The organism is Spirillospora sp. CA-142024 (assembly GCF_050942325.1).
Taxonomy (GTDB): domain Bacteria; phylum Actinomycetota; class Actinomycetes; order Streptosporangiales; family Streptosporangiaceae; genus Spirillospora.
On sequence record NZ_CP192077.1, the window covers coordinates 5,096,202 to 5,116,493 of the forward strand.

The 20,292-nt window shown below is 74.1% G+C and carries 18 protein-coding genes and 1 pseudogene; 3 read left to right on the forward strand and 16 right to left on the reverse strand.

Annotated features, from left to right (window positions below):
- Window positions 1-30: 30 nt before the first annotated feature.
- Window positions 31-1,416 carry an MFS transporter gene (locus ACQPZP_RS24575; protein ID WP_433472070.1) on the forward strand — a complete coding sequence of 462 codons (1,386 nt, stop codon included), beginning with the start codon at window positions 31-33 and terminating at the stop codon, window positions 1,414-1,416.
- Here ACQPZP_RS24575 and ACQPZP_RS24580 read toward each other — a convergent pair.
- The 3 genes from ACQPZP_RS24580 to ACQPZP_RS24590 are packed head-to-tail and all read right to left on the reverse strand — an operon-like array spanning window position 1,413 to window position 4,112.
- A complete protein-coding gene (locus ACQPZP_RS24580; RefSeq protein WP_433472071.1) occupies window positions 1,413-2,810 on the reverse strand; it encodes a vWA domain-containing protein in 1,398 nt (465 codons plus the stop codon). The two genes, ACQPZP_RS24575 and ACQPZP_RS24580, sit on opposite strands and share 4 nt — an antisense overlap.
- A 1-nt stretch (window position 2,811) precedes the next feature.
- A complete protein-coding gene (locus ACQPZP_RS24585) occupies window positions 2,812-3,681 on the reverse strand; it encodes an AAA family ATPase (RefSeq protein WP_433472072.1) in 870 nt (289 codons plus the stop codon).
- Complete coding sequence (locus ACQPZP_RS24590) at window positions 3,678-4,112, reverse strand: hypothetical protein (RefSeq protein WP_433472073.1); 435 nt, start codon at window positions 4,110-4,112, stop codon at window positions 3,678-3,680. Before ACQPZP_RS24590 ends, ACQPZP_RS24585 begins: the two co-directional genes overlap by 4 nt.
- Window positions 4,113-4,240: 128 nt before the next feature.
- Here ACQPZP_RS24590 and ACQPZP_RS24595 point away from each other — a divergent pair, with 128 nt between their 5' ends.
- Window positions 4,241-4,585 carry a hypothetical protein gene (locus tag ACQPZP_RS24595; RefSeq protein WP_433472074.1) on the forward strand — a complete coding sequence of 115 codons (345 nt, stop codon included), beginning with the start codon at window positions 4,241-4,243 and terminating at the stop codon, window positions 4,583-4,585.
- A gap of 2 nt (window positions 4,586-4,587) precedes the next feature.
- On the opposite strand, the gene ACQPZP_RS24600 is transcribed toward ACQPZP_RS24595, so the two are convergent.
- From ACQPZP_RS24600 to ACQPZP_RS24650, 11 genes and pseudogenes are all read right to left on the reverse strand, one after another.
- Window positions 4,588-6,783 (reverse strand): acyl-CoA dehydrogenase, encoded by a 2,196-nt coding sequence (locus tag ACQPZP_RS24600; protein WP_433472075.1) that lies wholly within the window; start codon window positions 6,781-6,783, stop codon window positions 4,588-4,590.
- Window positions 6,784-6,858: 75 nt separating this feature from the next.
- Entirely contained in the window at window positions 6,859-7,863 is a 1,005-nt protein-coding gene (locus tag ACQPZP_RS24605; protein WP_433472076.1) for a TerC family protein, read from the reverse strand.
- A 235-nt stretch (window positions 7,864-8,098) separates the two neighbouring features.
- On the reverse strand, window positions 8,099-9,313 hold the full coding sequence (locus ACQPZP_RS24610; RefSeq protein ID WP_433472077.1) for a glycosyltransferase family 4 protein: 1,215 nt from the start codon (window positions 9,311-9,313) through the stop codon (window positions 8,099-8,101).
- Complete coding sequence (gene murJ / locus ACQPZP_RS24615) at window positions 9,306-10,967, reverse strand: murein biosynthesis integral membrane protein MurJ (protein ID WP_433472078.1); 1,662 nt, start codon at window positions 10,965-10,967, stop codon at window positions 9,306-9,308. Before murJ ends, ACQPZP_RS24610 begins: the two co-directional genes overlap by 8 nt.
- Window positions 10,968-11,018: 51 nt before the next feature.
- Entirely contained in the window at window positions 11,019-12,011 is a 993-nt protein-coding gene (locus ACQPZP_RS24620; protein WP_433472079.1) for a hypothetical protein, read from the reverse strand.
- Window positions 12,012-12,015: 4 nt separating this feature from the next.
- Window positions 12,016-12,972 (reverse strand): copper transporter, encoded by a 957-nt coding sequence (locus ACQPZP_RS24625; RefSeq protein ID WP_433472080.1) that lies wholly within the window; start codon window positions 12,970-12,972, stop codon window positions 12,016-12,018.
- The gene (gene steA / locus ACQPZP_RS24630; RefSeq protein WP_433472081.1) at window positions 12,969-14,204 is read right to left on the reverse strand and encodes a putative cytokinetic ring protein SteA; all 1,236 of its coding nucleotides are present in this window, start codon (window positions 14,202-14,204) and stop codon (window positions 12,969-12,971) included. The genes ACQPZP_RS24625 and steA overlap by 4 nt, the downstream gene beginning before the upstream one ends.
- A 146-nt stretch (window positions 14,205-14,350) precedes the next feature.
- Window positions 14,351-16,057, reverse strand: a complete 1,707-nt coding sequence (gene recN, locus ACQPZP_RS24635) for a DNA repair protein RecN (protein ID WP_433461637.1) — start codon at window positions 16,055-16,057, stop codon at window positions 14,351-14,353.
- Window positions 16,058-16,268: 211 nt separating this feature from the next.
- Window positions 16,269-17,156 (reverse strand): annotated as a pseudogene (locus ACQPZP_RS24640) (NAD kinase); the annotation flags it as partial.
- Between the two features lie 112 nt (window positions 17,157-17,268).
- A complete protein-coding gene (locus ACQPZP_RS24645) occupies window positions 17,269-18,069 on the reverse strand; it encodes a TlyA family RNA methyltransferase (protein ID WP_433472082.1) in 801 nt (266 codons plus the stop codon).
- Window positions 18,066-18,326, reverse strand: coding sequence for a hypothetical protein (locus tag ACQPZP_RS24650; protein ID WP_433472083.1), 261 nt, complete (start codon window positions 18,324-18,326; stop codon window positions 18,066-18,068). The genes ACQPZP_RS24645 and ACQPZP_RS24650 overlap by 4 nt, the downstream gene beginning before the upstream one ends.
- Before the next feature lie 114 nt (window positions 18,327-18,440).
- Between ACQPZP_RS24650 and ACQPZP_RS24655 the strand changes: the two genes are divergently transcribed.
- On the forward strand, window positions 18,441-18,782 hold the full coding sequence (locus tag ACQPZP_RS24655; protein ID WP_433472084.1) for an SCP2 sterol-binding domain-containing protein: 342 nt from the start codon (window positions 18,441-18,443) through the stop codon (window positions 18,780-18,782).
- Here ACQPZP_RS24655 and ACQPZP_RS24660 read toward each other — a convergent pair.
- Together ACQPZP_RS24660 and ACQPZP_RS24665 are read right to left on the reverse strand one after the other, a co-directional pair.
- Entirely contained in the window at window positions 18,779-19,780 is a 1,002-nt protein-coding gene (locus ACQPZP_RS24660) for an HAD-IIA family hydrolase (protein ID WP_433472085.1), read from the reverse strand. The genes ACQPZP_RS24655 and ACQPZP_RS24660 overlap by 4 nt on opposite strands.
- A 55-nt stretch (window positions 19,781-19,835) precedes the next feature.
- The gene (locus ACQPZP_RS24665; protein WP_433472086.1) at window positions 19,836-20,279 is read right to left on the reverse strand and encodes a tetratricopeptide repeat protein; all 444 of its coding nucleotides are present in this window, start codon (window positions 20,277-20,279) and stop codon (window positions 19,836-19,838) included.
- Between the last annotated feature and the right edge of the window lie 13 nt (window positions 20,280-20,292).

The following is a 20,292-nucleotide window of genomic DNA, read 5'->3' on the forward strand; positions in this document are numbered from 1 at the left end:
TTCGGTTCGTTCAATGAACTTGGAGACCGCATGACGACTCTGGCGACTCCCCGGGCCGCGCACCGCGTGCCCGGCACCGCCGCCGCGCTGACGCTGCCGGCCGCCGCCACCCTGCTGGCCCTCATGAACTACTGCGCCCCGGCGGCGACGCTGGCCGACACCGCCCGCGGGCTGCGCGCCGGAGGGACCGCGCAGATCTGGCTGATGAGCTCGATCAGCCTGGGTCTCGCGGCGGCCCTGCTCGCCGCCGGGAGCCTTGCCGACGACCACGGCCGCAAGCGGACGTTCGTCATCGGCGCGGTCGCGCTCGCCGTGTCCAGCGTCGCCTGCGCCCTCGCGCCGAACGCATCGGTGTTCATCGCGGGCCGGATCGCGCAGGGCGCGGCGAGCGCCGCGCTGCTGGTGACCGGCCTCGGCATCGTGGGCGCCTCGTTCGAGCCCGGCCCGCGGCGGGCGCGGGCCACCGGCATGTGGGGCGCGATGGTCGGCCTCGGCATCGCCCTCGGCCCGATCGCGGCGGCCGGGCTGACCGTGCTCGGCGGCTGGCGGCTCTGGTACTGGACGACCGTCGCCGCGGCGGCGCTGCTCGCCCTGGTGGCCGCGCGGGCGCTCGGCGAGTCCCGGGCCGAGCGCCCGCGCGGCGTGGACGTGCCCGGCCTGGTCACCATGAGCCTCGGCGTGGCGGCGCTGGTCGCGGCGATCACCTGGGGCCGCACCGGCTGGACGGCCCCGGGCGTCCTCGCGCTGTTCGCGGCGGCCGCCGTGCTGCTGGCCGCGTTCACCCTGGTCGAGGCGCGGCGCCGGGAGCCGATGATCGACCTGGCGCTGTTCCGCCGGCCCGCGTTCCTGCTGTCGGTGACCGGGGCGCTCGTCACCGGGCTCGCCGTGATCGGCGTGATGACCTACCTGGCCACGATGATGAGCCTGGTGATGGGCCTGTCGCCGGTCGCCGCGGCGCTGGTGCTGGCGATCTGGTCGGCGCTGTCGTTCGTCGTCGCGCTCCAGGCGCACCGGCTCCCGGCGCACCTTCCCGTCCGCCGGCTGCTGGCCGCCGGGTTCGCGCTCGCCGCGATCAGCGAGTTCGCGATGGCGGACATGGCGCCGGACGGGCACTGGTGGCGCCTCGCCCCCGGCCTCGCCGTCGCCGGCGTCGCGAGCGGACTGACCAACGCGATGCTCGCCCGGCTCGCCGTCGAGAGCGTCCCCGCCGACCGCGCGAGCATGGGCGCCGGCGCCAACAACACCGCCCGCTACATCGGGGCGTCGCTGGGCGTGGCGATCGTCGGGGCCGTCGCCACCGGCTCCGGGCACGACCCGGCCGCGCTGGCGCACGGCACCAACGTCGCGATGGTCGCCTCGGCGGTCATCGCCCTCGCCTACGCCGCCCTGGCCTTGGTGATCCGCGAAAAGCCCTAGGCGAGTTCCTCGATGAAGGCGGCGAGCTGCGTCAGGTTGCGGCACTCGTACATCGGGACGAGCTCTCCGTAGCGGGACGCGGCGGAGTCGCCGGTGTCCCACTGGCCGCGCGGCTCGGGGTTGAGCCAGTACGCGTGCCGCGCCCGGCCCGCCATCGAGCGCAGGATCGGCAGCGACAGCTCGCCGTAGTTGGAACGGGCGTCGCCGAGGATCAGCAGGGACGTCTTGGGCGTGATGGCGTCGCGGTACTTGTCGTCGAACACCTTGATGGCATGGCCGTAGTTGGACCGGCCGGTGATCCAGACGAGGTCCGCCTCGGCGGCGAGGCGGGTCATCGCGTCGGCGACGTCCACGCCCGGCGCGAAGTACTTGGTGATCTCGTCGGTCGCGTCGATGAACGCGAACGCGCGGACCTTGCTGAACTGCTCCCGCAGCGCGAACGTCAGCAGCAGCGTGAAGTGCGCGAACGCCGACACCGAGTCGCTGGCGTCGCACAGCACGACCAGCTCCGGCTTGTGCGGGCGGCGGGGCCGGTGGTGGGTGGTGAGCGGCACTCCCCCGCTGGCGAGGGACGCGCGGACCGTCCGGCGGAAGTCGAGCCGGCCGCGCCTGCCGCGCCGCTGCTTCTGCACGAGCCGGGACGCGAGCTTGCGCGCCAGCGGATGAACCTCGCGGCGCAGCGCCTCCATCTCGGCGCGGTTCGCGCCCGCGAAGTCGAGCCGCTCCAGCGGCGGGCGGACGGCGATCCGCGCCGTCCGCTCGACGCCGGTGTCCTCGGCGATGCGGCGCCGCACCTCGCCCGCGACGAGGTCCCGGAACCGGGCGATGCGGTCGCGGAACGTGCGGCGCGCCACGCGTTCGGCCATGCCGCCCCGCTCCTGCCCACCGAGTACGGCGCTGAGCAGCCGCGCCATCAACGTCTCCGGCGACAGCGCGTTCAGCACGCCGGAGGAGAACCACGACTCCTGCCCGGGGGTCTGGCCGAACTCGGCGACGGCCATACGGGCGAACTGCCGCAGCGCGGCGTCGTCCCCGGAGAGCAGGAGCTCGGCGAGTTCGTCGCGGCGCTCCTGCACCAGGGGGTCCAGCGCGGGCGGGACGGGACGTCCGTCGTCGCCCACCGTCCTGGAGGGACGCTCTGGATCGTGCCGGGTCCCGGCGCCGTCCCCGACCGCCGCCGGGAACCACAGGTCGAAGAGGGTGTCGAACGTCGGCCGGTGCTGGTGGCGCTTGACGACCGTCGCGGCGTACGCGGCGCGCAGCGACTCGCGGTCCAGCAGGTCGACGGCCTGCATGGCGCGCACCGCGTCCAGTCCCTCGGCGACCGACACCGGCAGCCCGGCCCGGCGCAGCTCCGCGACGAACCCGGTGTGCCGGTCGACGAGGGACGCCATGTCAGCCCCTCAGCCCCAGTTCCCTGGCCGCGCGTTCCTGGTCGGAGACATGCTTGAGGACGACGCCCAGGGTCCGGGCGACGGCGGCCTCGTCCAGGTCGTCCAGCCCGAGGGCCAGCAGGGTGCGCGCCCAGTCGACGGTCTCGGCGATCGACGGGGCCTTCTTGATCTCCAGGTCGCGCAGCGTCCCGACGGTGCGGACGAGCTGCTCGGCCAGCTCGGCCTCGATCCCCGGGACCTGCGCGAGGACGATGTCACGTTCCCGGTCCGGTGCCGGGTAGTCCAGGTGCAGGTAGAGGCAGCGGCGCCTGAGCGCCTCCGACAGCTCCCGCGCCGCGTTCGAGGTGATCAGCACGAACGGCCGCCGGACGGCCGCGACCGTTCCCAGCTCGGGGATCGTGACCTGGAAGTCCGACAGGACCTCCAGCAGCATCCCCTCCACCTCGACGTCGGCCTTGTCCGCCTCGTCGATGAGCAGGACCGTCGGGCTCGTGCGCCGGATCGCCGCCAGCAGCGGCCGCTCCAGCAGGAACTCCTCGGAGAAGATGTCGTCGTGGGTCTCCTGCCAGGCCCGGTCCGCCGGCGCCGCCTGGATCGCGAGGAGCTGCTTCTTGTAGTTGAACTCGTAGAGCGCGCGGGCCTCGTCCAGTCCCTCGTAGCACTGGAGCCGGATCAGCTCCGCGTCGGTGGCCGCCGCGACGGCCTTGGCCAGCTCGGTCTTGCCTACCCCGGCGGGGCCCTCCACCAGCAGCGGCTTGCCGAGCGCCTGCGCGAGGAACACGGTCGTCGCGATCGCCTCGTCCGTGAGGTAGCGGACACCGGCCAGCCTGCCCGCCACGTCGGCCGGTGAGGCGAACATCCCGTCGGTCATCCCTTGCCCTTCTTCGCGACGGCCTTCTTGTAGGTCTGGTTGGTCCCGGCGAACACGAGGGAGGTCCTGCTCCCGTCCAGGGAGACCCCCCAGTAGGACGCGGTCTTGGGGTCGCCGCCGTTCCAGGAGAAGCGGTACTTGCCGCCGCCCTCGGGAATGGCCGAGCCGCTCCAGAGCTTCTGCCCGCCCCGGACCCACACCCCGCTGCCGTCCGCCTTGAACTGGAAGTAGTCCTTGGCCGTGCCGACCCAGCGTCCGACGAGCGGCTTGACATCGGCGGGCCGCACCGCGGGGAGCGGCGCCAGGGTCGTCGGCGCGGCGGACGGTCCGGCGGCGTCCTTCTTCTCCTCCCCGCCGCCGCAGCCCGCGAGGACCAGCCCGGCCACGCAGGCGCAGACGGCGAGGACGGTCGAGCGGGTCCGCGGTGTCACGGGGACCTCCGGATGATCTGGGGCGGAAGCGGAAGTTTACCTGCGGACCCGCTCACACCTGAGGGGTAGCGGGTACCTGGCCCCGAGGGGTGACGCGGCCCGCGGCCGCGTCCGCCTATAACGGAACCATGACGAGCCCACGACTGCCGCGCGAGGACCTCACGGCGGCCATGGCGGCCCGGCGCGAGCTCGGGCCCGAGTACGACGACGCCTTCATCGAGACGGTCGTCGACCGCATCGAGGAGGCCCTGGACGCGCGCGCCGCCGCCGCGCCCCGGCCGCGGTCCCGCCCGAGCCCGGCGCCGCGGCACGGCGAACGCGATCACAGCCTGGCCATGGCGGTGCTGTCGCTGATCGCCGCGATCCCGCTGAGCGCGATCGGCGTCGTCAACGCCGGCCTCCCCGGCCTGCTGTTCGTCATCACCGGCATCGTCCTCGTGAACGTCACCTACACCTTCCGGCCGCGGCGTTAGGGCTACTTGCCCGGTTCGGGGTCGCGGGGGAGGCCGAGGATGCGTTCGCCGATGATGTTGAGCTGCACCTCGGTGGTGCCGCCGTAGATCGTCATCGCGCGGCTGAACAGCATGGCCCGGCCCACGATGCCGCTCTCGGCCATCGGCACCTCGGTGGCCGCGGCCGTGCCCTGCGCGGCCCAGCAGTGGTCGGCGACGTCCTGGTTGAACTGGACCCCGAGGAGCTTGCGGACGCTGGCCTCCGCGCCCGGCTCGACGCCGTTCAGCTGCTTGAGCGTGGTGCGCAGGCCGAGCAGGTCGATCGACTGGCCCTGCGCGACGAGCCGGCCGGCCTCGGCGGCGGCGACGGCGTCCAGGTCCCGCTTCGCGAAGAACTTCAGCAGCTCGGGGACGCCCATGCCGAGGCCGCCGCCGGTGGACAGCGACACCCGCTCGTTGGACAGCGTGTTGCGCGCGACCTGCCAGCCCTTGTTCACCTCGCCGACCACGCGGTCGTCCGGGACGAACACGCCGTCCAGGAACACCTCGTTGAACAGGGCGTCACCGGTCAGCTCGCGCAGCGGCCGGACGTCCACCCCCTCGGACTTCATGTCCACGAGGAAGTAGGTGATGCCGTCGTGCTTGGGAGCGTCCGGGTCGGTGCGGGCGATGCAGAAACCCCACTGGGCGTGGTGCGCGAGCGAGGTCCAGATCTTCTGGCCGGTGAGCCTCCAGCCGCCCTCGACCCGCTCGGCCCTCATCGACAGGGACGCAAGGTCGGAGCCGGCACCCGGCTCGGAGAACAGCTGGCACCACACGATCTGCCCGCGCAGCGTCGGCCGCAGGAACCGCTCCTTCTGCTCCTCGGTCCCGTACCGGACGAGGGAGGGCACCAGCCAGGCGCCGATGCCCAGGTTCGGGGCCTTGACCTTGGCGGCCTTCAGCTCCTGCTGGATCAGGATCTGCTCGACCGGTCCGGCCTCCCGGCCCCACGGCTTCGGGAAGTGCGGGACGGTCCAGCCCTCGTCGCCCAGCTTCGCGGCGAGGGCGTCCTTGTCCTCGGTCGCGGCCAGCTCGGCGATCTCGGCGCGGATCCGCTCGCGCAGCGGCCGGGCGTCCTCGTCGAGCTCCAGCACGACCTCGCGGCGCCCGCCGTCCAGCGCGAGCGCGGCGACCTTGGCGGCCCAGTCCTTGGACGAGCCGAGCAGCGCCCGCAACGTGAGGGCGCGGCGCAGGTAGACGTGCGCGTCGTGCTCCCAGGTGAAGCCGATTCCGCCGAGGATCTGGATGGCGTCGCGGGCGGTCTGCACGCCCGCGTCGAGCGCGATCACGGCCGAGACGGCGGCCGCGAACCCGGCCTCCTCGGTGCCCTCGTCCAGTGCGCGGGCCGCGTCCCAGGCGGCGGCGCGGGCCTGCTCCAGCGCGATCAGGCTGCGCGCGGCCTTGTGCTTGACGCCCTGGAACTGCCCGATCGGGCGGCCGAACTGCTCGCGGACCTTGGCGTACTCTGCCGCGGTTTCCACCAGCCAGCCGGCGAGTCCGGCGGCCTCCGCGCCGAACAGGGCGGCGGCGACGTCCTTGACCCGGCCGGCGGTGACGCCGTCCAGGACACGGTCGGCGGCGACCGCGACGCCGGACACCTCCATGGCGGCGACGCGGCGGACCCGGTCCAGGCTCGTGACCGGGGTGACGGTGAGATCGGCGGCGTCCAGCGCGACCCACTGCTCGCCGTCGCCGGCCGCGACCGGCAGCACCAGCACGTCGGCGAGCGCGGCGCCGAGCACCGTCGCCGACGTCCCGGACACGACGAGGGAGTCGCCGTCGCGGCGGCCGGTCAGCGCACCGTCCAGCGCGACGGCGGCCGTCTTCGACCCGTCGGCGAGGGCGGGCAGCAGCTCCGCGCGGAGCTTGGCGTTGCTGGACGCGTCGATCACGGCGCTCGCGAGAACGGTCGGCAGGAACGGGCCGGGCGCGGCGGCGCGGCCCAGTTCCTCCAGCACGACCGACAGTTCGAGCAGGCCGAACCCCTGCCCGCCGTGCTCCTCGTCCAGGTGCAGGCCCAGCAGGCCCTGCTCGGCCAGGGCGGGCCAGAACCCGGGCCTGGCCTCCTCGTCCGCGTCCAGCGCGGCCCGCACGGCCGTCGCGGGGATGTTGCGCTCGGCGAAGCCGCGCACCGATTCGGCGAGCGCCTCGTGCTCCTCGGTCAGCCCGATGGCCATGCGTCACCCTCTCTCAGACCCTTTGACCGAGATTCTAGAACAGGATTCGGGTCATGTGTCGAGGTGACGCCGCTCTCATCCCTCGCGTGTCGCGGCGGCGTCGGCGTCGAGGACGGCCTGCTTCTCGGCACGCTCCTCGCCGGACCGCTTCGGCCCGGCGGCCAGGCTGGCGACGGTGGTGGCGGCGAGGGTCCCGGCGATCACCGCCAGGGACAGCCAGATCGGCACCTCCGGCGCCCAGGCGACACCGTACTCGTGCAGCGCGTGGAAGATCAGCTTGACCCCGATGAAGCCGAGGATGAACGCCAGCCCGTGCCCGAGGTAGACGAGCCGGTCGGTGAGCCCGCCGAGCAGGAAGTACAGCTGGACGAGGCCCATCAGCGCGAACGCGTTGGCGGTGAAGACCAGGTACGGCTCGGTGGTCAGCCCGAAGATCGCGGGGATCGAGTCCAGCGCGAACAGCACGTCGGTGGAGCCGATCGCGATCATGACGATGGCCATCGGGGTGACCAGCCGGCGGCCGCCGCGCCGGGTGACGAACCGGGAGCCGTCGTACTCGTCCGACGTCGGGATGACCCGCTTCGCCCAGCGCAGCAGCGCGTTCTCCTTGTACTCGTCCTCGTCGCCGCCGCGGACCAGGCCGATCGCCGTCCAGATGAGGAACGCGCCGAAGATGAAGAAGACCCAGGTGAACGTCGCGATGGCCGCCGCCCCGACGGCGATGAAGACGCCGCGCAGCACCAGCGCGATCACGATCCCCGCCATCAGCACGGTGTGCTGGGCGTGCTTCGGCACGGCGAACCGGGTGAGGATCACCATGAACACGAACAGGTTGTCGACGCTGAGGCTCTTCTCGGTGACGAAGCCGCCGAAGTACTCGGCGGCGTACCGGCCGCCCGAGAAGGCCCAGACGCCGAGGCCGAACAGCACGGCGAGACCGATGTAGACCACGGACCAGAACGCGGCCCTGCGGGTGGTGAACTCCCGCGTGTCGTTGCGGTGGATGACGAAGAGGTCTGCGGCGATGATCGCGAGAATTCCCGCGATGGTGAGGACCCAGACCCAGGGAGCGACTGACAACGTGAACACCTCCGGCGGACACGAACGTGTGGCCGGAGGTCTCTCCCGCCCTGACGAGCGAGGGCCGCGGAACCCGGGCCGGTATGGACCGGCCGTACTGTCGGGAACCGTGCGCGGGGATACTCCCCTCCGATTACCTACTTGAACGCAGGCCGGAAGGGCGTGGTTCCCCCGTCGGAGAACTTTCTCGATCTCGATCCGAACCGTGTACCCGGAAACCGCGTCTAAGGTCCGGTCACCCGGCGGGCCGGCGGCGGGCGTCCACCAGGTCCCGGTAGAGGTCCGCGAGCTGGTCGACGGCGTCGTCCTCGCCCGGCAGCAGCGCCGACCGCCGCGCCGCGGCCGAGCCGAGCCGAGCGGCGAGCGACGGGTCGTCCAGGACGCGGCTCACCGCCCGCGCGAGCGCCTCGGCGTCGTTCGGCGGCACCAGCAGCGCCGCCTCGCTCTCCGGCCCGTGCAGCAGCGACGCCCCGGCGGGCCGGTCCCCCGCCCCGGCGCCGACCAGGTCCGGGATCCCGCCGACACGGGTCGCGACCAGCGGGCGGCCCGCCCGCAGGATCTCCTGGACGATCAGCGGCTGCCCCTCCCACACGCTGGGCACCACCGCCACATCGGAGGCGGCCAGCAGCCCGGCGACGTCGGAGCGTCGGCCGAGCAGCCGGGCGGGCAGGTCCTCGGCCTCGATGCGGGCGTGCAGCTCGTCCTCCAGCGGCCCGTCCCCGACGATCGCGACGAGCGGCGGCGGGGTGCGCCCGGCCCAGGCCGCCGCCGCGTCGAGCAGCGTCGGCAGGCCCTTCTGCTCCGCGAGCCGCCCGACGGTGAGGATCAGCGGCCGCTCCCCCACGCCCAGCTCCGCCCGCAGATCGGCGCGCACGGCCGGGCCCGGCGGCGCCTGCGGCGCGGGCGCCGGGACGATCGCGTGCCCGGCCGACCGGGCGCCGAGCGCCCGCATCCGTTCTTCCAGGTCGGGCGAGACCCCGAGCACCTGGGCGGCACCGCGGGCGACGATGCGCTCCAGCGTCCCGTAGATGGCCGCCGTCCGCCCGCCCGTGATGACGGCGTTGTGCAGCGTGACGACCAGCGGGGGCCCGCCCCTTGAGAACCGGAGCGGCCCCGGGGCGACGCGCGCGCAGGCCGCCACGGCGAGCGCCCCGGCCCGCAGGCCGTGCGCGTGCACGACGTCGGCGCCGCGCAGCAGCGAACGCAGCTTCGCGACGGACCGGACGTCGCTCACCGGGCGGGGCCGGTCGGCGAGGTCGACCTCGGCGAAGCGGACGCCGCCGCCGGCGAACCCGAACAGCTCCTCCGTCGACGCGGGCCCGCAGACCAGGACGCGCGCACCGCGTCCGGCCAGCCCTTCGGCGACGGACCGGACGTGGCGGCCCACGCCGCCGGCGCTGGTGCCGAGGACGAGTGCGACGCGCAGCCCGCCCAGCTCCTTGTCAGACATTGCGGGTGACCTTCCGGCTGAGGACGGCCCGCAGGTCCCGGCCGTCGAGCACGAATGCGATGATCAGGAAGACCGCGCCGGCGACGAGCGCGGCGAGCGCCCCCGTCCCGACGTTGCGAAGCTCCCCGGCCGGGCCCGTCCCGCCGAGGCCGAGCAGCGCGGCCGTCGCGTAACCGGCGGCGCCTCCCGCGGCGCCGCCGAGCACCCCGGCGGCCAGCGCGCGCGGAATCCCGCGCACGGCCGCGGCGCCCCTCGCGCGGACGAGCGTCCCGAGCAGCAGCACGCCGGCGACGGTCATCCCGGCCGCGTTGCCGACGCCGAGGGCCGCGACGACCCACTGCCGGTCGACCGAGAAGACCAGCGCGACGTCGGCGGCCATGACCACGAGCCAGCCCGCGACGACCGCGATCGCGCCCATCCGGCCCCGGTGGCACGCGTACAGGACGCGCCCGAGGTGCGCGACGAGCCCGTACCCGAGGAGACCGGGCGCGAACGCCAGCACCGCGCGCGACAGCACGTCCTGCTGGTCGGGATGGCCTGGGTTGAACACCGCCGCGACGGGGACGGCGACGGCGGCCAGGGCGGCGGCCCCCGCGCACGACACCAGGATCACCGCGCGGGTGGTGGACGCGGTGACCTGGTCGAACCGTTCCTGCTGCCCGGCGCTGATCCGGGCCGACAGCAGCGGGAACGCGCTGGTCGCGATCGGCACCGCCAGGATCGCCCACGGCAGCAGGTAGATCGCCCACGCGTACTGGTAGTTGGCGAGCGCGCCGCCCGTGCCCTCGTAGCTGAGCCGGACGACCAGCAGCGCCGACAGCTGCTGTGCGGCCACCGTGGCGAGGCCGGCGACCGCGAGCCGCCGCACGCGCCGCGCCACCCCGTCCGGGAAACGCAGCGTCGGGCGCAGCCGGAGCTTCAGCCGCCAGGCCGCGATCCCGGCGGTGGCGGCCATCGCGACGCCGCCGAGCGCCGTCCCGATCGACAGCGTCAGCATGGCGTCCAGCGGGAGCCCGGCGAGGTCGTTCTCGAATCCGCGGCCGAGCGGCGCGTAGACGATGTAGGCGACGATGACCACCAGGCTGGACATCAGCGGGGCCAGCGCGGGCGCGACGAACCGGCGGTGCGACTGCAGCAGCCCGTACAGGACGACCGCCATCCCGTACATCACCATCTGCGCCGACTGGATCGCGAGCATGGTGGAGCCGACGTCGATGATCTCGCCGCGCGAGCAGCCCTTCAGCGAGCCGCCCGCCAGCAGTTCCATGATCGGCCGGGAGCCGAGCGCCATCAGCGCCGACAGCGGCACCATCAGCAGGACGATCCAGGTGAGCAGCGCCGACCCGATCCGGCGGACCTCGTCGCGGTCGCCGCGTTCGGCGGGACCGGCCAGCACCGGCACGACCATGCTGGCGAGGGCGCCGCCGGCGACGATCTCGTAGACGATGCTGGGGAACTGGGTCGAGGTGAAGTACGCCTGGCTGAGGCAGGACGTGGTGACCGTCTGGGAGAAGGCGTAGGTGCGCCCGAACCCGGCCAGCCGCGACAGCACGGTGATGACGGCGATGACGACGGCGGCGCCGGCGAGCCCGCCGGTCAGCCGGCGCACGGCCGACGGCCGCCGGGTCGGCGGAGACGCTTCGGATGGGGGCACGGTCGATGAAGGCACGCTTGTATGGGTCTGCGGGGGGCGTCCGGCGCGCGGCTAGGCGGGGTCGGCGGCGACACCGTCGCCCGCCGGGCCGGCCTGCGGCGGGACGGACGCGCGGAACGCGTCCTCCGTCACCGGCTTGTCCGCTTCGGCTTCCGCTTCCGCCGGCGCGGGGACGGATGCGGCGGCCGGGCGGCGGCCCAGCATGTCGATGCGGTTCAGGACCGGGTTGCCCGCGATGACCTTGGTGAAGCTGACGAACTCGCTTGCCGCGTTCAGCCCGGCGAGACCGGTGAGGACGGCGAGCCGCGGGCCGCGGCCGAGCCGGGTCGCGGCGAGGCCGAGCAGCGCGCCGAGCGCGTTGGCGCCGGTGTCGCCGAGCATCGCGCGTTCGCCGAGGTCCTCGGGAAGGAGCGCGGCGGCGGCGCCGAGCGGCGCGGCGACCACCGCGGACCCGGACCGGGTCAGCGCCAGCGGCGTGCCGGCGATGAGGCCGACCTTGACGGCCCGGCCGGGCCGCAGGTCGAACAGGTTCATCAGGTTCGCGGACCCGGCGATGATCGCGCCGTTGACGAGGGTGTCGAACGCGCGGCCCGTCCGGGACGGGGCGGGCGACCCGGCGACGGCCGCGGCGGCCAGCCCGGTCGCCCCGATGCCGAGGATCTTCACCGCGCCGCTGGTGACCTCGCCGCGCGCGAGGGCGGACAGGTGGCCCTTGAACCCGCGGGACGCGCCGGAGCCCGCGAGGTCGTCGTAGCCGCCGAGCACACCGGACCCCGCGCCCGCGAGCAGCGCCGCCGCCCGCAGCCGGCAGGCGACGCCGGGGGTGAGCAGCCCGGCCGCGGCGGCGCCCGCGACGAACGCGGGCCCCTCCAGCAGCGTCACCGGCTCGTCGCGGTGGTTGGTGCGGCCCCAGACCTCCTCGCCGGGCAGGCCGTTCAGGCCGGGCGGACGCCGCGTCAGCGCGGCGTAGGCGGCACGCGCGGCCACCGCGCCCAGGCCCAGCCCGGCCACGAGCCGCGTCCCCCTGCCGATGCCTCGTTTCATCAGGTCACCCGTTCTTCCCCGCCGTGGGCGCGGGCGAGGGCAGGTAGCCGCTCGCGCCGGCGCCCGTGCCGTACTGCCCGGACTTGCCGCCGATCTCGTTCTGCAGCGCCAGGATCGTCACGACCTGACCGGACGCGGTGTCCACCACGTCGACGGTGGAGACCGAGTCGGCGGCGTCGGAGTCGCGCAGCGCCGCGATCAGCCCGCCCTCCTGCGCGGAGGTCGACGGGCCACCGACGACGGTACCGCGCCCGGCGCCGTCGAGTGCGGAGGCCAGCGAGATCAGCGCCTTGTTGTCGTCGCCGCCTCCGCCGTAGGCGTAGGCGGCGGCGGGGGCGACCATGACGGCGACCGTCGCGTGCTGGCCGGGCTTGCCGCTGGTGGTGACGTATCCGGCCTGTTTGAAGCCGTTGAGGACGGCGCCTCCGGCGGCGTCCTCGCGGCCGGACTTGGCGGGGTCCTTGGTGACGAGCGCGTTGGCGAGGACCGCGCCCGCCTTGTCGTAGGCGTTCGCGTCCGACGGGAACTTGACGTCGTCGGCCTTCAGCTGCGTGGCGAGCTCGTCGACGGTGGCCTGCTGGTCGTCGTCCAGGAGCTTCTTCTGGATCGTGACGCGGCCGGTGACGGCGGCGCCGGCGTTCTTGGCCAGTTCGCTGATCTGCTCGATGCTGTCGTTGCCGGCGCCCGGCGTCTCGATCAGCACCACGGACTGGCCCTTCAGCCGGTTCGCGACGAGCTGCGGCGAGAGCACCTTGGTGAACTGCTCGTCACCGTCCACCTGGCGCTGCCGGTCGCGCTGCGCGAGCCGGGCCTGCTGGGCGGTCTTGGCCGCCGAGTTGGCCTGCTGGCGCAGCGTGTCGCTCACCGAGTTCGACAGGGTGGTGGAGCCCAGCACGATGCCGAGCGCCAGCGCGAGGAAGATCGCGACGATGGAGACGAGGTGGTATCGGAAATCGATCACGTGAAGAGTCCGGTCAGCCAGAAGAGGAAGGCGTGCCAGCGGTCGGCGAGCAGGGGACTGATGACGTCCCCCGCCGGGGACATGGCGACGGCGGTGACGATGGCGATGAACGCGCCGAGGACGAGGAACAGCAGCGACCAGGTGGAGATCCGGCTGCGGTAGAGCCGGCTGACGCCCTTGGCGTCCACCAGCTTGCTGCCGACGCGGAGGCGGGTGAGGAACGTGCTGGCCATGCCGGCGCGCCCCTTGTCGAAGAACTCCTCCATGTTGGCGTGCGTGCCGACCGCGACGATGAGGGTCGCGCTCTTGTCGTCGGCGAGCAGCATCGCGATGTCCTCGCTGGTGGCCGCGGCGGGGAACACCACGGCCTCCTGGCCGAGCTCGTGCACGCGCTTCAGCCCCGGCGCCCGGCCGTCCCGGTAGGCGTGCACGACGAGTTCGGCGCCGCAGGTGAGCGCGTCGTCGGAGACCGAGTCCATGTCCCCGACGATCATGTCGGGGCGGTAGCCGGCCTCCAGCAGCGCGTCGGCGCCGCCGTCCACCCCGATGAGGACGGGACGGTACTCGCGGATGTAGGGCCGCAGGGTCGCGATGTCCTCGCGGTAGTGGTAGCCGCGCACGACGATCAGCGCGTGCCGCCCGGCGATCTTCGTGGCCACGTCGGGGACGCCGACGCCGTCGATGAGCAGGTCGCGCTCGCGCTTGACGTACTCCATCGTGTTGGCGACGAACGCCTCCAGCTGGGAGGCGAGCCCGGCCTTGGCCTCGGTCAGCGCCTCGGCGATGGTCTCGGCCGTCTGCTCGGTGCCCTTGACGACGACGTCCTCGCCGCGGAACACGGTGGTCCCCTCGACGCGGACCTGGTCGCCCTCGCGCAGCTTGGTGAAGATCTCCGGGCCGACGTCGTCCACCAGCGGGATGCCGGCCTCGATCAGGATCTGCGGGCCGAGGTTCGGGTACCGGCCGGAGATGCTGGGCGCGACGTTCACCACGGCGCCGACCTCCCGCGACACCAGCGCCTCCGCGCTGACCCGGTCGAGGTCGACATGGTCGATCACCGCGACCTCGCCGGGCTGCAGCCGCTTGGTCAGGTCCTTGGTGCGGCGGTCGAGCCGGACCGTGGCGCTGACCCCGGGCCGCCCGTCGCGGCCGCGGCCCAGCGTGAGCACGCGCCTCGGCAGTTTCTGGGTCAGCCGGACGCGCCGCTCTGCGGTGGGTGACGAGTCGTTCATCGCTTGCCATCCTGCCAGAGCACGGGAGCGTACGTCGGAAAGGCCGACTGTCCAGGCGTGTCCGTTCGCTCACCCTCTGTAGTCTTTGCCGGGGGCGCGGGGGCGGCCCCGGCACTGATTCGCGATCTTTCCCGGGGTCGGGGGGCTCAGCGTTCCTCGGCGGCCATGGCCAGCAGCTCCTCGGCGTGGGCCCGGCCGAGCTCGGAATCCTCCAGGCCGGCGAGCATCCGGGACAGCTCCCGGACGCGTCCCTCCTGGTCCAGGGCGGTGACGCCGCTGCTGGTCACGGTGCCGTCGTCGGACTTCTCCACGAGCAGGTGCTGGTCGGCGAACGCGGCGACCTGCGGCAGGTGCGTGACGACGATCACCTGGGCGTTGCGGGCCAGCCGCGCCAGCCGCCGCCCGATCTCCACCGCCGCCTTGCCGCCGACGCCGGCGTCCACCTCGTCGAACACGAACGTCGGGACGGGGTCGGCGCCCGCGAACACGACCTCGATCGCCAGCATCACCCGGGACAGCTCACCGCCCGAGGCGCCCTTGTGCAGCGGCAGCGGCGGCGACCCCGGGTGCGGCGCGAGCCGCACCTCCACCTCGTCGACCCCTTGCGGACCGTAGTCCCCGGTCGGGGTGACGGTGACGACGACGCGGGCGTGGGGCATCGCGAGGGCCGTCAGCTCCTCGGTGACGGCATCGGAGAACCGCTCGGCGGCGCGGGTGCGGACCGCGGTCAGCTCCGCCGCCTCGGCGGTGAGCCGCTCGGTCAGCTCGGCGTGCTCGGCGCGCAGCCCCTCGATGCGGTCGTCGTCTCCCTCCAGCTCCGCGAGCCGCGACGCCGACGCCCGGGCCCACTCCAGGACCGCCGTGACCGTCCCCTCCGCCCCGCCGTACTTGCGGGTCAGCGCGGTCAGCTCGGCGCGCCGTTCCTGGACGACGGCGAGCCGCGCCGGGTCGGCGTCCACCGACTCGGCGTAGGACGCGAGGTCGGTGCCGACGTCGGAGACCAGGTAGCCAGCCTCGGTGAGCCGGTCGGCGAGGGCCGCCAGCTCCGGGTCGTGGTCGCGGACGGCCTCCAGCGCGTTGCGGGCCTGGCCGAGCAGGCTCGTCACGTTCGCGGCCTCGAACGCGGCCGCCGGGTCGCCGAGCAGCGCCTCGTGCGCGGTGTCGGCCGCGCCGCGCAGCGCGTCGGCGTGCCCGAGCCGCTCCTCCTCGGCGGCGAGGTCGGTGTCCTCGCCGTCCTTGGGGTCGACCTTCTCGATCTCCTCCAGGCCGAAGCGGAGCAGGTCGGCCTCCTGGGCCCGCTCGCGGGCGCGCGTGGTCAGCTCCTCCAGAAGCGCGGAGACCTGGCGGTGCCTCTGGTACGCCTTGGTGTAGGCGCGCATCGGCTTGGTCAGCGCGCCTCCCGCGTACCGGTCGAGCGCCCCGCGCTGCCGGGACGACTGCAGCAGCCGCTGCTGGTCGGACTGGCCGTGCACGGCGACCAGGTCGTCCGCCAGGTTGATCAGCATGCTCACCGGGACGGACCGGCCGCCGAGGAACGCGCGGGACCGGCCCTCCGCCGACACCGAGCGGGTGACGATCAGCGCGCCGTCGTCCAGCTCGCCGCCGGCCTCGTCGACGCGCTCCACCACGCGCCCGCCCGGATCGACGACGATCCGGCCCTCGACCGTGGCGCGGTCCGCGCCCGGCCTGACCCGCTGCGGGTCGGCGCGGCCGCCGAACAGCAGGCCGAGGCTGGTGACCACCATGGTCTTGCCGGCCCCGGTCTCACCGGTCACCACGTTGAAACCCGGCGACAGATCGAGCACGGCCTCGTCGATCACCCCGAGGCCCTGGATCCGCACCTCATCGACCATCGGACGCACCAGCGTCACAACCCTCCGCAAACAGATCCCCGGTCAGCGCCTGTGGAGATTATCCCCTCTGCCCGCCGGACGCCTCCCCGTCCGTCTCGGGGGGCACCCCCTCCGGGGCGAAGCCCGGACCGGGGTAGCCGGCGACGCCGCCGGCCGCCGGAGCGTCCCCGACCTGCGAGTCCCCGAGCGGCGGGGACGGGCGGGAGGGCTGGCGGACCCGCCCGCGCCAGCCCGTCACGGGCAGCCCGAACTTGGTGACCAGCCGGTCGGTGAACGGGGTGAGGTGCAGCCGCGCGAGCCGCACCGGCTCGGCGCCGCGGCGGACCTCCACCCGCGCGCCCGGCGGCAGGTCGAGCGTGCGGCGCCCGTCGCACCAGAGCACGGCGCGGGGCGTGTCCGGCAGCACCTCCACCGCCACCGACGAGCGCGGCGACACCACCAGCGGCCGGGCGAACAGCGAGTGCGCGCTGATCGGCACCACCAGCATCGCCTCCACCTCCGGCCACACGACCGGCCCGCCGGCGGAGAACGCGTACGCGGTGGATCCGGTCGGGGTGGCGCACACCACCCCGTCGCAGCCCCAGTTCGACAGCGGGCGCCCGTCGATCTCGGCGACGACCTCCAGCATCCGCTCCCGCTCGGACTTCTCGATGCTGGCCTCGTTCAGCGCCCATGTGGTGCCCATCACCGTGCCGTTGCGGCGGGCGGTGACGTCGATGGTCATCCGCTCCTCGACCTCGTAGCGGCGCGTGCACACCCGGTCGACGGTGGCGGCGAGGTCCTCCCGCTCGGCCTCGGCGAGGAACCCGACGTGCCCAAGGTTGACGCCGAGCAGCGGGGTGCCGGACGTGCGGGTCAGGTCGGCGGCGCGCAGCAGCGTCCCGTCCCCGCCGAGGACCATCACGACCTCGGCGTCGTCGGCCGCCGCCGCGCTGCTGGGCATGACCTCCACGCCCGTGCAGCCGATCTGCTCGGCCTCCTCGTCCAGGACCCGCACGCAGATCCCGGCCTCGCTGAGCCGCTCGATGACCAGCTGCGCGCTGCGGACCGCCTCGGGCCGCCCGGTGTGCGCCACCACCAGCACCGACCTTTTGCTCATGCTCTCGCCCCACTCCCCGACGCGCTCCGGCGTACAGACGTCTGGACGAACGTCCCTCGCGTGGACGTTCCCTGTTCGGACGCCTTCTGTACGCGTTGAGGCCCGGTGCCGCTCACTGCGGGCCCTCCGCGATCGCCTTCGCCAAACCGGCCTCGTCCAGGGGCGGGGCCCCGGCCCGCAGCCACAGGAAGTACTCCACGTTGCCGGACGGACCCGGCAGCGGGCTCGCCGCGACCCCGAGGACGCCGAGGCCGAGAGTCTGCGCGTGCCCGGCCACGCCGCGCACCGCGTCGGCGCGCAGCTCCGGGTCGCGGACCACGCCGCCCGCGCCGACCCGGTCCTTGCCGACCTCGAACTGCGGCTTGACCATGAGCGCGTAGTCGGCGTCCGGCGCCGCGCACTTGCGGATCGGGGCGAGAACGAGCTTCAGCGAGATGAACGACAGGTCGCCGACGACCAGGTCCGGCCGCGCGTCGCCGAGCATGCCGGGCTCCAGGTCGCGGATGTTGACCCGCTCCAGGACGGTGACCCGGTCGTCGGTCCGCAGCGGCCAGGCGAGCTGCCCGTAGCCGACGTCGACCGCGTACACGTGCGCCGCGTCCGCACGCAGCAGGACATCCGTGAACCCGCCGGTCGAGGCGCCGGCGTCCAGGCAGACGCGGCCCTTCACGTCCAGGCCGTGGAACGCCTCCAGCGCGCCGGCGAGCTTGTGCCCGCCGCGCGACACGTACTCGGGGCCGTCGCCGGCGTCGGCCACGACGATCGCCGCGCCGGCCTCGACCTGGGTGGCCGCCTTCGCCGCGGTCTGCCCGCCGACCCGGACACGGCCGTCGCCGATCAGCTGCCCGGCCTGCTCCCGCGACCGCGCCAGCCCGCGCCGGACCAGTTCCGCGTCGAGCCTCCGCCTGGTCACGGGCGGGGGCGGAGCGCGTCGGGGAACGCGGGACGGGGCGGCTCGGGCCGCTCCTCCTGGCCCGCGGAGGCGAGGAGCTCCTGGAGCCGCTGGTGGACGTCCTCGAAGATCTCCACATGCTCGGGGACGGGCCGCCCGCCGAGCTCGCCGAGGCGGGCGACGACGGCGTCCACGCGCGGGTCGCCGGTGGGGTCGGGCGGCGGCACGGCCGGGAACTCCGGCTCCTCCGGCGCCCTCTCCACGGCCTCGTCGGACATCACGTTTACCTCCCAGTGCTCCCGGAGCGCCCGCGACGAGTCGCTTCCGGCTCATCCTGAACGCTACCGTCCCTGAACGACATCGTTGCCGGACGAACGGGGAACGGCCTGACCATGGCGAACGAGGAGGACTGCCGTGCGGCGCTGGAGCGTGTCGCGGCGCGCCTGGCGGAGGTGGACGCCGACCGGCTCGCCGAGCACGTCGTCGAGCGGACGATCAGCTGTCGCGTCGCCGACCTCGGGGTGGCCTACCGGACCCGCCTCCACCAGGGCGGCCTCGACCCGTTCGAGCTCGACGACGACCCCAGGGCCGCGCAGGTGCGCCTTACGATGGACAGCGACGACCTCGTCGCGATGGCCTACGACGAGCTGAACCCGGCCAAAGCGTGGGCCGCGGGCCGGCTCAAGATCGAGGCGAGCATCTTCGACCTCCTCCGGCTGCGCAAACTCCTCTAAAGGCCGATCGTTTCCAGGGCCTCCGCGAGAGCCTCCCGGGGCGGCGGCGTCTCGGTCTCCCAGGCGGCGGACGCGAGGGCGCGGAGCCCGTCGTAGGGGTCGCCGGATCCGCTGACCGCGAACACGCCGCCGTCGCGGAGCGCCGTCCAGCCGCCGCACCGGTGCCCGCCGTCCACCCGGACGATCTCCGGGTGCGGGACGAGCAGCCCGGTCAGGTCGGGGGCCAGGTAGGTCGGACGCCGTCCCGGCGGGGCGGTGAGGGCCTCCAGGTGGCCGGTGACGCCGGTGAAGACGAGCAGGCTGTCGGCACCCCCGTTGTGCGCGCCCTCGATGTCGGTGTCGAGGCGGTCGCCGACCACGAGCGGGCGCTTGGCGCCGGTGCGCAGGATCGACTCCTGGTGCAGCGGCCTTTCGGGCTTGCCGGTGACGATCGGCTCGACACCGGTGGCGGAGCTGATCACGCGGAGGAGCGACCCGTTTCCGGGGTGCGGAGGGCCGTCGCCGCCCGGGATGGTGAGGTCGCCGTTGGAGCCGACGAACAGCGCGCCCATGCTGACCGCCTGCGCACCCTCGGAGATCAGCCCGTAACCGAGTTCCGGATGGTAGCCCTGCACTACGGCGGCGGGGCGCCCGGCCGCGGTCGACACCGGACGCAGGCCCTGCTGGTACAGCGCGTGGCGCAGCCCCATGCCGCCCACCACGAGCACCTCCGACCCGGCGGGCAGTCGTTCGGCGAGCAGCCGCGCGGCCGCCTGCGCCGATGTCACGACGTCCTCGGCCCCGGCCGGGACGCCGACGTCGGTGAGCAGCGCCGCGACCGCCGACGGGGTCCGGGACGCGTTGTTGGTCACGAACGCGAGCCGCTGCCCCGCCGCGCGGGCCTTGGCGAGCGACTCCGCCGCCGCCGGGACGGGCCTGCGGCCGATGTAGACCACCCCGTCGAGGTCGAGCAGGGCGACGTCGTACGCCTCGCTCAGGGGACGGTCGCTGCCTTTCATCGCGCTCCTCACGCCTGCGATCACAGGGGGTCGTCACTCACTGGTAGGGGACGGCTCAGCGCCGGGCCGCGAGGGTGGCCCTCGCGTGCCGCAGCGCCTTCGCGTAGTCCTGGTTCTCGGGACGCATGGCGGCGGCGAGCGCCAGGTGCTCGACGGCGCCCTCGAAGTCCCCCATGCGGCTGAGGGAGAGCCCGAGCCCGAACCGCGCGTAGTCCTCGGCGGGCTCCGCCTCCACGATCCGGCGGAAACTCGCGGCCGCCGCGCCGAACCGCCGCGCCCCGAACTGCGCGCGGGCGAGCGCCTCCCGGATGCTGTGCGACTGCGGCTCCGCCTCGGCCGCCCTGGTCAGCAGCTGCAGCGCCGCCGCCGCACTGCCCGACCGCAGCAGTTCCAGGCCCCGCGTGTACCACTCGTAGACCCCGCCTCCCGGCGAGGCCGCATGCTCGCCGGGGTCGTCTCCTGGGGAATCCTCCGGCCGTCCAGGCCCTTGATGGCTCATGTGGACCTCCCCT